This window comes from Segatella maculosa DSM 19339 = JCM 15638 (assembly GCF_000382385.1).
GTDB lineage: Bacteria > Bacteroidota > Bacteroidia > Bacteroidales > Bacteroidaceae > Prevotella > Prevotella maculosa.
On record NZ_KB908331.1, the window covers coordinates 24,808 to 41,372 of the forward strand.

General features: G+C 44.5%; 11 protein-coding genes. 8 read left to right on the top strand and 3 right to left on the bottom strand.

The window, feature by feature from the left end; genetic code table 11:
- Positions 1–233 precede the first annotated feature (233 nt).
- The 8 genes from H164_RS0110420 (at position 234) to H164_RS0110455 (ending at position 12,395) form a co-directional block, all read left to right on the top strand.
- Positions 234–776 carry a carboxypeptidase-like regulatory domain-containing protein gene (locus H164_RS0110420; RefSeq protein ID WP_019968562.1) on the top strand — a complete coding sequence of 181 codons (543 nt, stop codon included), beginning with the start codon at positions 234–236 and terminating at the stop codon, positions 774–776.
- On the top strand, positions 751–2,604 hold the full coding sequence (locus H164_RS0110425; RefSeq protein WP_019968563.1) for a MutS-related protein: 1,854 nt from the start codon (positions 751–753) through the stop codon (positions 2,602–2,604). Before H164_RS0110420 ends, H164_RS0110425 begins: the two co-directional genes overlap by 26 nt.
- A 648-nt stretch (positions 2,605–3,252) precedes the next feature.
- Positions 3,253–6,981 (top strand): phosphoribosylformylglycinamidine synthase, encoded by a 3,729-nt coding sequence (gene purL, locus H164_RS0110430; protein WP_025830265.1) that lies wholly within the window; start codon positions 3,253–3,255, stop codon positions 6,979–6,981.
- A 19-nt stretch (positions 6,982–7,000) separates the two neighbouring features.
- Positions 7,001–7,537, top strand: a complete 537-nt coding sequence (locus tag H164_RS0110435; protein WP_019968565.1) for a chromate transporter — start codon at positions 7,001–7,003, stop codon at positions 7,535–7,537.
- Between the two features lie 10 nt (positions 7,538–7,547).
- Entirely contained in the window at positions 7,548–8,120 is a 573-nt protein-coding gene (locus H164_RS0110440) for a chromate transporter (protein ID WP_019968566.1), read from the top strand.
- A gap of 248 nt (positions 8,121–8,368) precedes the next feature.
- Complete coding sequence (locus H164_RS0110445; RefSeq protein ID WP_019968567.1) at positions 8,369–9,268, top strand: diaminopimelate dehydrogenase; 900 nt, start codon at positions 8,369–8,371, stop codon at positions 9,266–9,268.
- Positions 9,269–9,533: 265 nt separating this feature from the next.
- Positions 9,534–10,460: a magnesium transporter CorA family protein gene (locus H164_RS0110450; RefSeq protein WP_008563700.1), complete on the top strand. Its 927-nt coding sequence runs from the start codon at positions 9,534–9,536 to the stop codon at positions 10,458–10,460.
- Positions 10,461–10,586: 126 nt separating this feature from the next.
- A complete protein-coding gene (locus H164_RS0110455; RefSeq protein WP_019968568.1) occupies positions 10,587–12,395 on the top strand; it encodes a DUF349 domain-containing protein in 1,809 nt (602 codons plus the stop codon).
- Positions 12,396–12,958: 563 nt separating this feature from the next.
- Here the strand turns inward: H164_RS0110455 and H164_RS14560 are convergent.
- From H164_RS14560 to H164_RS0110470, 3 genes are all read right to left on the bottom strand, one after another.
- Entirely contained in the window at positions 12,959–13,645 is a 687-nt protein-coding gene (locus H164_RS14560; RefSeq protein ID WP_019968569.1) for a radical SAM peptide maturase, read from the bottom strand.
- 89 nt (positions 13,646–13,734) lie between these two features.
- On the bottom strand, positions 13,735–14,913 hold the full coding sequence (locus H164_RS0110465) for a hypothetical protein (protein ID WP_154652150.1): 1,179 nt from the start codon (positions 14,911–14,913) through the stop codon (positions 13,735–13,737).
- A 108-nt stretch (positions 14,914–15,021) separates the two neighbouring features.
- A protein-coding gene (locus tag H164_RS0110470) for an IS3 family transposase (protein WP_406675591.1) occupies positions 15,022–16,400 on the bottom strand; the annotation gives its coding sequence in 2 pieces (ribosomal slippage) (positions 15,022–16,055 and positions 16,055–16,400; 1,380 coding nt in all).
- Positions 16,401–16,565 lie beyond the last annotated feature (165 nt).

A 16,565-nucleotide genomic window follows, 5' to 3' on the forward strand; every position in this document is an offset into this window, starting at 1 on the left:
TTGGTTTTAATTTTTCGGCGACAAAGTTACGATAAAAATCCATATATCAAGACTACGGGGACGATTAAACGTTAAAAAGGCATATAAATCCATGTACCTTTCTGCCCCTTTGTCGCCAAAATTCAAAAAAAGAATAAGAAAACATAAAGCTCGGAAGACGTTTATGCGCTTCTGTATTTATTCTATAACTTTGCAATCATGCAAACCCATCGCAGAAACAATACGGAGAACGAATGAAGAAAAAGCTTTTCTTTCTGACAATGATGGCGGCCATGACTGCGACGCCAGCCATAGCACAGCGCAACGGCGTGGTTCTTGACATGGAAACTCGCCAACCTTTAGCGGGCGTAAAAGTCTACACGAACACTAATAAGATGTATATGACCGACCGACAAGGCCGTTATTCCGTTGCAGACCAAGCCTCGCGGAGCGTTACTTTCTCGCATAGTCGCTACGTAAACCGCACGGTTAACCTGACAAACATCAAGGATACGGTGTTGCTTCTGCCTAAAGCTATCACCATCAACACGGTTGTTATCACGGCAAAAGCACCCAGCATCATGAGCAACAGCCCTGTAAACCTGCACACACTCTGGGGCAATGACCCACTCAGAGGCCCCTCTTCACCTTCAGGAATGGATTTCCTCTGGTTCTTGGGAAAGCGCAGTAAAGTGCCGGGCAAAGTCATGAAGAAAGCCCATGAGGCTGTGGAGAAGTACACACCCGACCCAATTTCACCAATCAAAGACAATGAAAAATCAGAGACATTACCTTGAACAGCAGGTCAAGATGACCGCCGTTATCGGCCGACTGAAACGACATAACCGCTATTTCATCATGGGCGAAATAGCCCTTTTCATGCTAATCATCGCCTCAATTGGCGTTTTTGCCATGACGGCATGGAGCAAATCAGGCCTTCTGATGGCTGTAGTTTGCCTTTCAGCATACCTGTTTACACGCTTTTTCGACAACAAAAATGCAAGCAACATCAAGCAAACAGAGCAGCTACTTGCCGTCTATACGCACGAATTAGAAGCTATTGAGGGCAACTATTCAGCCTTTGACAGCGGACAAGAGTTCATGGATTATCATCATCCTTTTACCTTTGATCTCGATGTTTTCGGGCCAAGTTCACTCTTTGCACGCCTCAACCGCACGGTGACCACAGGCGGTAAGGCCTTGTTGGCACGCAATCTTTCATTCAAAGAGATACAGTTTCAGCCCGAGGAAATCCACTATATGAGCCACAAAGTCGGCTTCATGGATAGCTTCCAGGCCTTGGGAGAAGGGCGAACCATCGACACCTTGGCTATGCTTTCCTTGCAAAACGAATGCTCGGAAGCCTCGTGTCCACGATGGCTTTCCACGCGTTGGTCGCTTATCGTGGCCTCTCTGATGCTCTGCCTGCTGCCTTTACTCATCATTCTTTCACTCTTCGGACTCATCGAAGGCAATGTCCCTGTCTTCTATGCCACCCTGCAATTCTTCATCGTTTACCTTATTTGCAATGCCGCAACCCGACACATTGCCAAGCGAACGGCCAAAATTCACCGTGAAGCAGAGGGTTTTCGGCAACTTATCAAGCAGTGTGTCAGCCTGCACGACCTGCCACTTTCCCTACAGAAAGAGGCCGATACACTGCGCAATGCACAGCAACAAGCTGCGCTATTGACAAGCATTATCGACCGACTTGACCGCAGAGGAAACATCTTAGGACTGATGATTATCGACACGTTTGGGCTGAACGACTATTTCCTTATACGCGAATACCTACGTTGGGAACATGATTTTAAAACACAAATTGCCGCTCAAGTCAAGGCATTAAGCCATATTGATGCCCTCGTTTCGTGGGGACGTTTCGCCTATAATCACCCGGAAACCACTACAGCAGAAGTCACTACAGACCATAATGTCTATCTTGAAGCAAAGGAAATCAGCCATCCTTTCCTCGGAACAAAAGCCGTTAAGAACGACTTTTCGATTGAAAATGGCAGCTATACCATCGTGACCGGGGCTAACATGGCGGGTAAAAGTACGTTCCTAAGAACCATTGGTATCAACTATATCTTGGCCAGAAACGGTGCCCCGGTGTTTGCCAAAAGCATGCGAACCTCGTCATTTAACCTATTCAGCAGCATGCGTACGACCGATGATTTGGCAGGAGGCATCTCGTATTTCAATGCAGAATTGCGCCGATTACAACAGCTCATACACTTCTGCAAACACCCTGTTTATGCGCAAGGGAAGCCCGCCGACAGTCCGTCTACACTCATTATCCTCGACGAAATACTGAAAGGAACGAATTCACTCGACAAGCTTAACGGCTCAAAACTCTTCTTGGAAAACATCTGTAAGCTGCCCGTTACGGGCCTTATCGCCACACACGACCTTGAACTTTCAAAGCTTGCAAACGAATATCCCAGCCGTTTCAGCAACTATTGCTTTGAGATTGAACTCGGAACGGCAGTCACCTATTCCTATAAAATTACGCCCGGCGTGGCACGAAATCAAAATGCAACCTATTTATTGAAAGGCGTATTGAAAGAGATAGAGAGCCTTTCGACAGTGCAATCACAAGGAGAAACAGCCGGAGTTGCAGGCTAAATCACCGGTTATTTTATTCTTTTGAATGTGGGAGACCCTTCATTTTGTCTGGCCCTATTCCTTTTCTGAATTAACAAAAGTAGCCTGACGACCCTGTATGGTTGCACATATTAGCGTATAAGTTATATTTTTCTAAAAAACTTTACAAATGGCCTCGTCAAATTTGTGTATTTGAACAAGGACTTTCACTCGCTACAAATATGCGCTGTATTTCAGAAGTTTGCAATTCGTTGATAACCAGAATGCTGTAAAATCCAAGGCAAAATCTGACGGAAAACCACGCAAAAAGTCACGCCATCTGCGTCAAATGATGATGCCATCTGCACCATTATGCGAGGTAAGGTCGGTCACATTGCACGATAAAGTGACTGAGATTGCGAAACAATGTGGCTGAAACGAGAACTTCGAAGCCTCGGAATAGCTGCGTACAAGTGCTGAAAACGGTTTTTTATTTCTATTTGGTGTAGTCACAAAGTGTTAAAAACAGACCAATAATATTTACAGAATATCTTACAAAGCATGCTTTATGACATCGCTCTTTTATAGAACCGCCTCAATAAAAACCTTGGTTTTATTTTGATTTATGGGCGAATTCCACTAACTTTGCATATCGGAATATACCACTCACCTTATAATATATAGAACAGTATGATCCTTTTTTTCAGAACTCAATCAAAGAGTGTGATTGCGACGGAAGTCGACCATCAGCCCAACTCCGATGAAATCAGCAGACTTAGCTGGCTTTATGGCGATGCAACGCTTGAAGAGGCCCAAGAACTTACGGGTTTCTTCGTAGGTCCGCGCCGCGAAATGATTACGCCATGGAGCACGAATGCCGTTGAGATTACGCAAAACATGAGTCTTAACGGCATTCTGCGTATCGAGGAATATTTCCCCGTTGACTCAGAAGACGCTGAATATGACCCTATGTTGCAGCGCATGTATCGGGGCATCGGGCAGGATATCTTCACGGTGAACCATGAGCCTGAGCCCATTAAATACGTGGACGACCTTGAAAAATACAATGAGGAAGAGGGGCTTGCATTGAGTAAAGACGAGATGGCATACCTGCATAAGCTGGAAAAAGAGAATGGAAGACCGCTCACGGACTCTGAAATATTCGGCTTTGCACAGATAAATTCAGAGCATTGTCGGCACAAAATATTCGGTGGTCAGTTTGTGATTGATGGCAAAGAAAAGGAGTCTTCGCTTTTTAACATGATTAAAAAGACCACTAAGGAGAACCCCAATAAGATTCTTTCTGCCTATAAAGACAACGTAGCTTTTGCCCAAGGGCCGGTCATTGAGCAGTTTGCACCGGCCGACCAAAGCACAAGTGACTATTTCAAAGTCAAGGAAATAGAGAGCGTTATCTCGCTGAAAGCCGAAACACATAACTTCCCTACGACTGTAGAACCATTCAATGGAGCAGCCACAGGGACCGGGGGTGAGATACGTGACCGCATGGGTGGTGGTACAGGTTCATGGCCAATAGCCGGAACTGCCTGCTATATGACGGCCTATCCGCGTCTGAAAGACGAACAAGGAAAACTCGATATGGAGCGCGATTGGGAAGACATCATGCCTGTTAGAAAGTGGCTTTACCAGAGCCCTGAACAGATATTGATCAAGGCTTCCAATGGAGCGAGCGACTTTGGAAACAAGTTTGGTCAGCCGTTGATTTGCGGATCGGTGCTCACTTTCGAGCATCAGGAGAACCAAGAAAAGTATGCTTACGACAAAGTTATTATGCTTGCAGGCGGTGTGGGCTATGGAAAGAAGCGCGATTGTCTGAAGAAAGAGCCACAGAAAGGCAATAAGATTGTCGTTGTAGGCGGTGACAATTACCGCATAGGTTTAGGTGGTGGCAGCGTTTCTTCTGTGGATACAGGTCGCTACAGCAACGGAATTGAACTGAATGCCATACAGCGTGCCAACCCCGAAATGCAGAAACGAGCTTATAACCTCGTGCGTGCTTTGGTTGAAGAAGACGAAAATCCTGTTGTTAGTATTCATGACCATGGCAGCGCAGGCCACTTGAATTGCCTTTCAGAATTGGTCGAAGAATGCGGTGGAGAGATAGACATGTCCAAGCTTCCGATTGGAGACAAGACCCTTTCGGCAAAGGAAATCATTGCCAATGAAAGCCAGGAACGCATGGGATTGCTCATAGATGAGAAGTATTTAGACCATGTTCAAAGGATTGCCGAGCGTGAACGTGCACCGATGTATGTGGTCGGTGAGACGACAGGTGATGCACATTTCTGTTTCAAGCAGGCTGATGGTGTGAAACCATTCGACTTAGATGTGGCACAGATGTTTGGTCATACGCCGAAGACAGTCATGGTAGATGAGACCGTAGAACGCAGCTATGAGGATGTCAAGTATAACGAAGACCAACTCGACAGCTATCTGAATCGCGTGCTTCAATTAGAAGCTGTGGCCTGCAAAGACTGGTTAACGAACAAGGTTGACCGGTCAGTTACGGGAAAGATTGCCCGCCAACAGGGACAAGGTGAAATTCAATTGCCACTTTCCGACTGTGGAGTTGTGGCTTTGGATTACCGTGGAGAGAAGGGGATTGCTACTGCTATGGGGCATGCTCCACAAGCAGGATTGGCCGATCCAAAGGCCGGAAGCGTGCTCTCTGTAGCCGAATCGCTGACCAATCTCGTGTGGGCGCCATTGGCAGAAGGCTTAGACAGTGTCAGTTTAAGTGCCAACTGGATGTGGCCCTGCCGTTCACAAAAGGGTGAAGATGCACGCCTATACGAAGGAGTTAAGGCATTAAGTGACTTCTGTTGCGCTATCCATGTGAATGTTCCGACTGGAAAAGACTCGCTTTCGCTGTCACAACAATATCCAAATGGTGAGAAAATCATTGCGCCGGGCACTGTAATCGTCAGTGCAGGAGGTGAAGTGAGCGACGTAAAAAAGGTAGTAAGCCCTGTAATTATCAATGACAAGAACTCCAGTCTCTATCATATTGACTTCAGTTTTGACGAGCAACATCTCGGAGGTAGCGCCTTTGCACAGAGTTTGGGCAAGGTAGGCAGCGACGTTCCGACAGTAAAGAACCCCGAATACTTCGTAGATTGCTTCAACACTATACAGGAGTTAATCCGTCGCGGGTGGGTAATGGCAGGCCATGACATTAGTGCAGGTGGTTTGATTACAACCTTATTAGAGATGACTTTCGCCAATAAAGCGGGCGGGTTAAACATCAATTTGCACGATATTGCAGGCAATGACCTCGTTAAAATGCTGTTTGCAGAGAACCCAGGTGTCGTTATTCAGGTGAGTGATACACACAAGGCAGAACTCTTTGAATATCTCGACAATGAGGGAATAGGCTTTGCAAAGATTGGTTATCCTACGCCAAACAATCGCAAGATAACCGTAAAGAAGGATGAGATTGTGCATGAATTCGACATCGATGCACTGCGCGACACATGGTTCAAGACTTCATATCTGCTCGATCGCGACCAGAGTTTCAATGGAATGGCAAAGAAACGCTTCACCAACTACAAGAAGCAAGCGATTGAATTGCAGTTCAACAGCAACTTCAAAGGCACTTTGGAAAGCTATGGTTTGACTGTAGGCCAGCGTCGACCTTCAGGCGTAAAGGCTGCAATCATACGCGAAAAAGGAACCAATGGAGAGCGAGAAATGGCTTATACGCTTTATTTGGCAGGCTTTGATGTTAAGGATGTCATGATGACTGACCTCATTAGCGGACGCGAAACGCTTGAAGATGTGAACTTCATCGTGTTCTGTGGCGGCTTCTCCAATAGCGATGTACTCGGCAGTGCAAAGGGGTGGGCAGGCGCGTTCTTGTATAATCCGAAAGCAAAAGAGGCGCTCGACAGGTTCTATGCACGCGAAGATACGCTAAGTCTTGGTATCTGCAACGGTTGTCAGCTGATGGTCGAGCTCAACCTCATCAATCCGGAACACAAACACCGGAGCCATCTCTGCCACAACAACTCAAAGAAGTTCGAGAGTGCGTTCCTTGGTCTGACTATCCCGCAGAACCCAAGCGTGATGTTGCATAGTCTCAGTGGAAGCAAGCTTGGAATATGGGTTGCACATGGTGAAGGCCGCTTCTATCTGCCCGAACCGGAGGACCATTACAACGTCGTTGCCAAGTACAACTATGCCGAATACCCCGGTAATCCGAACGGGTCGGACTACAATGTGGCCGCCATTTGCTCTAAAGACGGTCGCCATTTGGCAATGATGCCGCACCCCGAGCGGGCCATCTTCCCTTGGCAGAACGCCTATTATCCGCTCAACCGCAAGCAAGATGAGGTGACACCGTGGATAGAGGCCTTTGTCAATGCACGCAGATGGGTTGAAGAAAAGACAAACAAGTAATTGTAACACGAGAGTAGGAATGTATCTAACCTTGTTCAAAACATTCTTCAAGATTGGCATAGTCACCTTCGGGGGTGGCTATGCCATGATTTCCATGATTGAAGAAGACGTTGTCCGCAAGTATCAGTGGGTCGATAAAGAAGAGTTTCTCGACTTGCTTGCCATTGCACAGAGCTGTCCCGGCGTCTTTGCTATCAACATCAGCACCTTTATCGGCTACAAGATTCGTAAGACCCGCGGGGCCGTTTGCACGGCTTTGGGGACCGCCCTGCCTTCCTTCATCATCATTCTGCTCATTGCGATGTTCTTCCATCGTTTCCAAGATAACCGTATCATTGCCGCTATGTTTGCAGGCATTCGGCCGGCCGTGGTGGCCTTGATAGCCGCTCCTACCTTTTCTTTGGCCAAGAGTGCGCACATCAATAAGGCCAATTGCTGGATTCCAATCGGCGGAGCCTTAGCGATATGGTTGCTCGGCGTGAATCCCATCTGGGTGATTATAGCGGCCGGAGTGGGCGGTTTCGTCTATGGGAAATACATGAAATCAACCGAATAAACACCCCGTTATGGTTTTTCTGCAACTCTTCATCGCATTCTTTGAAATCGGTCTCTTCGGCTTCGGTGGCGGCTATGCCATGATATCGCTGATACAAGGCATGGTGGTTACGCGCTTCCATTGGCTCACCATCAGCGAATTCACCAACGTCATCGCTATCAGCCAGATGACTCCCGGGCCCGTAGGCATCAACACGGCCACCTATTGCGGCTATACTGCCGTGCACAATGCCGGCTATTCCACAGCAGTCTCCGTGCTCGGTTCGGCCACGGCCACTTTTGCTCTGGTGCTTCCTACGTTCATCTTGATGATACTCATCAGTAAGATGTTTATGAAATACATGCACACCGACACCGTGCAGAGCGTCTTCGCGGGCTTGCGTCCGGCAGTGGTGGGTCTGTTGGCAGCCGCTACACTTCTGCTTATGACGCCCGAGAACTTCTCAACCCCCGACGACCCTTGGACCTTTTGGGTGAGCATCGTTATCTTCCTTGCCACTTTCATCGGCACGAAAGTCATGAAAATCAATCCGATTCTGATGATCGGTTGCGCCGCGCTCGCAGGTTTGATATTGCTTTATTGACAATACCTCTTGGACCTATATAAGACATGTCCGGTGTAGTCCTACTTTACATCACATGTAGTCCTACTTTAGATGCGATGTAGTCCTACTTTACATCGCATGTAATCCTACTTTAGACGACGCCTGTCTCAATTGAATGATAAAAATAGATTAAAAGAAGGGTGAAAGAAAGAGCATATTCGACAGAATGATGTAATTTTGCTTCATCAAACAAACAGTTATCAAACTTAACGATAAATATAAGCAAAATGAAGAAAATCAGAGCAGCCGTAGTGGGCTATGGAAATATCGGCCGCTACACCATTGAGGCGCTGGAAGCCTCTCGTGACTTTGAAATTGCAGGCGTTGTCCGTCGCCAAGGAGATAAGGATAAGCCTGCAGAACTGGCAGCTTATGCCGTTGTCGACGACATTGAGAAACTGAAAGACGTTGACGTAGCCATACTCGCTACACCGACCCGCAGCTGTCCCGAATACGCTGCGAAGATTACTGCGCTGGGCATCAACACCGTCGACAGCTTCGATATCCATACCTCTATCCTCGACTATCGCACGAAGCAGATGGAGAACAATAAGAAGACCCATACCGTTAGCGTGATTTCAGCCGGCTGGGACCCGGGTTCCGACTCTGTGGTGCGCGTGCTAATGGAAAGTCTTGCGCCGAAAGGGCTCACCTATACGAACTTTGGTCCGGGCATGTCAATGGGGCATTCGGTGTGCGTGCGCAGCAAGGAGGGCGTCAGGAATGCCCTTTCCGTGACCATACCACTGGGCGAAGGCATTCATCGGCGCATGGTATATGTGGAGCTTGAAGACGGAGCAAAGCTCGAAGACGTGACCGCTGCCATCAAGGCCGACCCCTATTTCGCACACGATGAAACGCACGTGTTCGCCGTTGCTTCTGTCGACGACGTGCGCGATATGGGCCATGGTGTGAACCTCGTTCGCAAAGGTGTTTCAGGGCAGACGCAGAACCAGCGATTGGAGTTCAACATGAGCATCAACAACCCCGCACTCACGGCTCAGGTGCTCGTCAACGTGGCACGTGCTTCGATGCGCCTGCAGCCGGGTTGCTACACGATGCCCGAGATACCCGTCATTGACCTGCTTCCCGGTACGCGTGAAGAGATTGTTGCAACACTGGTATGAAGCCGTTCTCGAAATAGAATGTAATCATCGAACAATAAGAAATGTCGGGCCTTCCCTCACAGGGAGGCCCGCATTTTTTTATCTCATGCCAAACTTTCTCCCGCATGTTTGAATATAATTAAACAGAAATGCTTATCTTTGCAGCGTTAAATCAGAATATAATCAGCATATGGACGATTATCACGCGGAAACATTTGCTTTGCAGGCGTGAGGTTTAGCCGGAAGCTAATCCCCACACCTTATTAATTAACGGAGATTAGCGACAATGAGAAACTATTGGAACATCAACGAGAATCTGAGTGCCATCAAGGAATGGCAACCCAACTGCTGGATACAGGTCACATGCCCTACGGACGAGGACCAAGAGTATTTGGAAGACACCTTCCATATCCCCGACTATTTCCTTTCAGACATCAGCGATACCGACGAGCGCGCCCGCTATGAATACGACGACGGCTGGATGCTCATCATCTTGCGTATCCCTTATGTCAAGGAAGTGCGCTCACGTACGCCCTATACTACGGTCCCGTTGGGTATCATTCACAAGCGCGACGTCACCATCACGGTGTGCTACTACGAAACGAATATGATGATAGACTTCGTGAGTTATCAGCAGAAGCGGCGTGAAGGCTTCACCGACTATGTCGACCTCATCTTTCGACTGTTCCTGTCGAGTGCTGTTTGGTATCTGAAACGCCTGAAACAAATCAGTGCGCTCATCGAAAAGGCCAAGCATAACCTTGACCAAGGCGTCAACAACGAAAGCCTGATCGGACTAAGCCGCTTACAGGATTCGCTTACTTACTTCATTACCTCTATCCGTGGCAATGAGAACCTATTGCAAAAGCTGAAGTTCAAACTGCAGGTGGACGAACTCGATGCCGACCTCATCGAAGACGTGAGCATTGAGATGACGCAGGCCAGAGAAACGACAAGCATTTACTCGGATATTCTCGAGTCGACAATGGAAACCTATTCGAGCATCATCAACAACAACATGAACACCGTGATGCGTACGCTGACTTCCGTGAGCATCATCATGATGTTTCCTACGCTCATTTCTAGTCTGTTCGGCATGAACCTCGTCAATGGCATGGAGTCAAGTCCTTTCGGTTTTGCCATTGCATTGATTATCTCTGTTGTCGTTTCGGGAGCATCTTGGTGGATTTTGCGCTATAAACGCTTGCTATAGGTCCGGAATAAGAAAAAATATATGTTTTAATTAGGATTTCCCGTTTTTTTTATCTAAGTTTGCATAACGTTAAATATTGCAATGATGCAATGAAAAACCGGAAATAGAAACTAAACCAATGAAATAATGGACGCTCAAGAAAATGCCCTCATGGAGGGAAAATTAAGTGAAGAACAACTGACAGAAGCTCCCGTGGAAGCATGTGATGTCTCGGAAAGCAATGCCAAACCCCGAAACTACAAAAGCAAAGCTGAGATTGTAGAACGCCTGAAAGAAATCGTAGGCAACGGGGAAAATCCTACCAAAGAAGAGCTCGACTACTTGAAAACGACGTTCTACAAGCTACATATCGCCGAACGAGAGAGTAAGCAAAAGGCTTATCTTGAATCGGGAGGCGATCCGGACAAGTATGTGTTGACACCCGATGAGGACGAAGAAGTGTTCAAAGCCGAGATGGGAGTCATCAAAGAACGAAGGGCAAAACTATTCTTGGAGCAAGAGGCCGAGAAGCAAGAGAACCTGCAGAAGAAGCTCGATATCATCGAGACAATCAAGAATATGGCAATCTCGCCCGAGGAAGCCAACAAGAACTATAATGCATTCAAGGAGCTGCAGCAGCAATGGAAAGATATAAAAAGCGTTCCGGCAGACAAGGCCAACGAGTTGTGGCGCAACTATCAGCTCTATGTGGAGCAGTTCTATGACCAGCTTCACCTCAACCGTGAAGCCCGCGAATATGATTTCAAAAAGAACTTGAGCATCAAGACGCAGTTGTGTGAAGCTGCGGAAAAACTGGCGACAGAAAACGATGTCATCAGTGCTTTCCATCAGCTGCAAGAACTGCACCAGCAATATCGTGAAACGGGGCCTGTAGCCAAAGAGTTAAGAGAAGAAATATGGGCGCGTTTTAAGGCCGCCTCGACCATCATCAATAAGCGACATCAGCAACACTTTGAGGAACTTCGCGCTAAAGAAGAAGAAAACCTGAAGCGCAAGACCGAACTCTGCGAACAGGTAGAGGCGATTGTGCAAGGCGAGTATACGCATGCAAGTGATTGGGAAAAACAAACAAAGGAAATCATCGGGATACAGGCCGAATGGAAGAAGATAGGCTTTGCGCCGCAGAAAATGAACGTAAAAATATTCGAGCGTTTCCGTGCTGCATGCGACAGTTTCTTCGCGCAAAAGGCTGCCTTCTTCAAAAACATGAAACAGGTTTTTAATGAGAATATTGCTAAGAAGCAGGCACTTGTGGAGCAGGCAGAAGCCCTGATGGACAGCACAGATTGGAAGACTACTTCCGACAAGATGATTGCTTTGCAGAAGGAATGGAAGACCATTGGCGCCGTTCCTAAAAAGGTGGGCGATGAATTGTGGGACAAATTTCTTACGGCCTGCAACAAGTTTTTTGAGGCACGTAATGCCACCAACGGCGGAACGCGCAATGAAGAGCATGCCAATCTTGACAAAAAGAAAAACATCATCGCCCAACTGAAAGAACTTGCAACAGGAGTCGCCGACGATTTACAAGCAAAAGTACAATCGTTGGTCGAAGAATATAATACTGTGGGGCATGTTCCCTATAAAGAGAAAGACAAACTCTATCAAGAATATCATGAGATTCTCGACAAACTCTATAATGACTTGCATATCTCCGTCGCAAAGAAACGCCTTGATAATTTCAAGAACAACTTGAAGAATGTTGCAAAACGAGGCGAGGAAGCACTTGACAATGAACGTGCCCGCTTGATGCGTCGATATGAGGGAATGAAACAAGAAATCAATACCTATGAAAACAATCTTGGTTTCTTGAATGCAAGCAGCAAAAAGGGAAATAGTCTGATTGAAGAAATGAATCACAAGGTACAGAAACTCAAGGACGACATGGAGCTTGTCAAACAAAAAATCAAGGCCATTGATGCCGAGAATAAATAATGGAATAAATAAAATGTAATAGGAGACGCATCTTTCCCGCTGCGTCTCTTTTTCTTTTATGGGCTAAACATCGAATAGAAAAGATGTTTATAGATGGATTTTAAATATTGACGGGCAAGCCCCATCGAGGTTTCGTTTCTGAAAGGGCAGGATTGGCATGTAATACCTACCCTGTCTACGTAGATATACGCAAGAAACCAACGCCACGTACATTCCGTAGGCTTTAGACACCCAACCCTCCCAAAGAGAGGGAGCTTAAGCTTGCGCGCTAACCATAATTATGAATTAATTTTCCCCCTCCCGTTCTCCCTTTTTTCGAGGTAGTCACAGCCCCTCTCTCCGGGAGAGTTGAAACAAGTGTCGGGAAGAATGAAATTTCTTCCCGCAAGAAAATATTTTTTCTCCCGCAAAGAAATTTATTTTCATACGGGAGAAAATTTATTTCTTCCCGCAAGGAAATTTATCTCCTCCCGTATGCTCGTAAATCTCCTCCCGTATGCCCCAAAATTTCTTCCCGTATTCCCATAAATTTTCAACCGTATATAAATTTATTTTAATACGTATTAAAATTTACGGGAATACGTATATAAATTTAGTGCCATCGGGATACCCGAAAATAGGGAAGTTTCGGCGGCCCGGAAACTTACCCCGACCCTCCCAAAGGGAGGGGGTACAACCCCCACGGTATTCAGTTCACTTATAGATGGCTTTTTCCCAAATTGTTTGTATATAAATTCATTAATCTCATATACAGAATTTCTATCATGTAAAACAGCATTAAAGTTGACTTTATTGTTAAAATATTTAGGATAGTTGTGTTTCAAGTATGTTGCATTTTTGACTATCTTATCAAATACACTATTCCCCATCTTGTCTAGGCGATAAGAGTTGTTTCGCTTGTTTCCATCAAGGCTTATCAGGAGCCTAATGTTCTTGTTATACAGATAATCTACATATTTATTCAATAATACTGCGTTAGTTGTCATGGAATAATGAAAAACAAGTCCTTGTGGGTGCGTGTTCTCAATAAATGAGATTATATTCCTTATAAATGGCATATTTAAAAGGGGCTCACCTCCATAAAAGGATATAAAAATATTTCTGCTAATGCTAGTATCATTTGTTTGCCACAATTCAAAAAAGTAGGTAAGCAATCTAATGGCTTTATCTAAAGTCATTTTTTTATTTAGTCGCTCATCCACATTGTTATATATTTTACCATAACCACAATATTTACATTGAAATTGCAAGCATCTGTAACCTCGAAAATAATTTTATCTAAACGCAATAATTGCTGTTTGACAATTGACTCTGTAAGATAGGATTTCATGTTGTCTTTTTAATCAATTGTTATTATTGGAATAAGTTTTACTGTTTTAGAGCACTTCTTCCCTTCTCTAATATATACAATATGAGTCATGTATCCATCACTATCCTTCTTTTTATCAAAGGATATGAGTTGGTCACCTATTTGCATTCCTGCATTTCTTAATGGGTTTGCCTTGATATTTGGTAGCTCTGAAATGTAAGTCTTACCATTCCTCTTGATAGTTCTTTCTCCAAACCATTCTTTCCTTCCTTGTATAATACGCTCAAAATTAGGTTGGGGCTGAAGATAAAGTTTATTTTTCTTTAAATCAAAGAAAACATTGAAGTGCTTCAAAAAGTTCAAACCAATCATTCCTTTTACAGGAAGTTCCTTGTCGTTTAACACGTAAACGCGCACAGAATCCAAATAGTTAGATTTACCATATTGCACTTTTGTAATCCAAAAATGGCGATTATACATCCATGATGCTTCTTCCTTATATTTTTCTAATTCGTTGGCTGTCTTCGTCATTGTCGAGGGTAAATATATATCATATGGAGCACCTGTATCAATAATCCACTCGTCATCATATTTGATAGAAGTGCCATTAGGTAGCGTAATGGTGATAGGAAGTCGAGTAATATATTTCTGAAAATCAACTCGTTTACTGTCTTGTATGTATTTCAAAGATGCGACGATGCTACCACTTGGTATCTGAAAACTATCAGATGGACACACTCTTAAATAGTTATGCTCAAAGTTTAGTTCCCAAACATTCTCGTGGTCATTCCCTGGCAAGCCACCGTAGGCATCAAATCCATGTCTTTCTTTCTCGCCCTCAATCACAATAACTCTGGGATATGACCACTGATGAAAATCGTTAGAGACTTTGCAACTGTCACTATAATATTCTTGGAGATATTTTTTATGGTCACCTTGCTGAGTGTAAGTGAAGTCTACCTTTTTTCCTTTAAGAATCGTTGGATGAACTTCTATAAATGTTTTATCAAAAGTAATGTCACTTCCTCCCCATCCTATATCAAATAACATCTGTGTCTTTACCTTTGTGTTTCCAATCATGACAGGTAAAGATATATATGGTTTCTTAATCGTGAATGGCGTTACATCTGACGGGACAGTTTGAGCACAGCCAGTCATAAACAATATTTCCAATATAATGATTAGTGGTAATCGAATGATATTTTTCATATAAAAAAATGTTTTTGAAATAAAAAGATAGTCTGTTCTCAATAAGTGCATCCAAATGAAAAGAACTGTTGTACGTTGTCAAATAAAAGTGCACAACTGCAAATGTAGTTATTTATGCTGTAATATCATTCCTTTATTCTCAGAAATTCTTTTGTTGATTGAATTTTGCTTTATTATTTCTCTTATCTTTTTGATTTTCTCCCCTTGCCCTAAATATACGTCTCTCGGTGTAAGATTATCCAACGATTCATGAAATCTTCTCTCATTATAGTATTTCACCCACTCATCAATAGCCTTTTCTAATTCAGAGGGACAGAAATAATGATTTAGTTTTATCACATTTTTCATCGATCTGTGATATTGTTCTATCTTTCCTTGTGTCTGCGGATGCAAGGGCTTGCCATGAATATGCTTGATGTTATATACCTTACCGAGATACTCCTTGAGAGAGGAAGCAATATAACATGGACCATTGTCAGATAGTAAGCAAGGAGGATTCTGAAGTGTAACTCCTGCCTTCTCAATTGCTTTGTCTATTGTTCTGGATACATCTTCAGAGGTCATGCTCGAGCATAGCTCCCAATGGATAATATATCTGCTGTAGTCATCGATTACCGTAGAGAGATAATACCAGCCCCAACCCTTGACTTTGAAATAGGTAAAATCGGTCTGCCACATCTCATTGGCAAATTTAGTCTTATGATGGAACTCATCGGCCGCAAGGACGAAATCATGCTCCATACGTTCCAATAGACCTCTTTCATGCAGAATACGATAAAAGCTTGATTCTGAAACGAATATCTGACTTTCCTCCAATAAAAGGACGGACAACTCCCTTGGAGTGAGCTCAGGATGCTCTAAAGAAAGCTCAACCACTATTTGTCGAATATTGTCGGGGATGCGGTTCCATGTCGTCTGCCTCCTATAAGGCGTTTCTCTAAGAGCATTCACTCCCCCAGTGGCATATTTCTGATACCAGTTATAAAAAGTACGCCTTGGAATACCTAAACGTTTGAGGGCCTGAACAATACTTAACTCTGAACGCTTTATTGTTAGAATGATGCTCTCTTTCTCTTCCGCACTATAACGTATATACAATTCATGCATAGGGCTTATTCGATGAGTTTCAAGCTTTTTTTTACAACGTCATATCTCACTACCAAATCGGCAAGGGCTTCCTTTAAGCGAATATTTTCCTGACGAAGTTCCTTCACCTCATCACTTGTTGCTTCACGGACGATGTCACCATCAAGGCGAGCTTTGCCTGCCTCAATAAATTCCTTATTCCATTTGTAATAAGTGCTATCTGATATGCCATATTTACGGCAGAGCTCTGCGATGCTCTGTTCACCACGGATTCCTTCCATCACAATTAAAACCTTTTGTTCTGAAGTGAAAATTCGTTTCGTGTTGCGACGAATATCCTTTAACAAGGATTCTGATGCTCTCTGCTGAGAACCTGCTGAAAGATTCTTTTTTGTTGTCATTGTGCAAATATACTTTTTTATTAATATGAGACCTCTGCAAAACCTCATATAGATAGCGAAATCATAAATATAACTCATTGATTATCAATAGTAGCTTTTGGGTGTAAAAAGACTTTTGCAGAGGTCTCAATATAATTCATACTAAACCCCCAAACTTAATTGAGG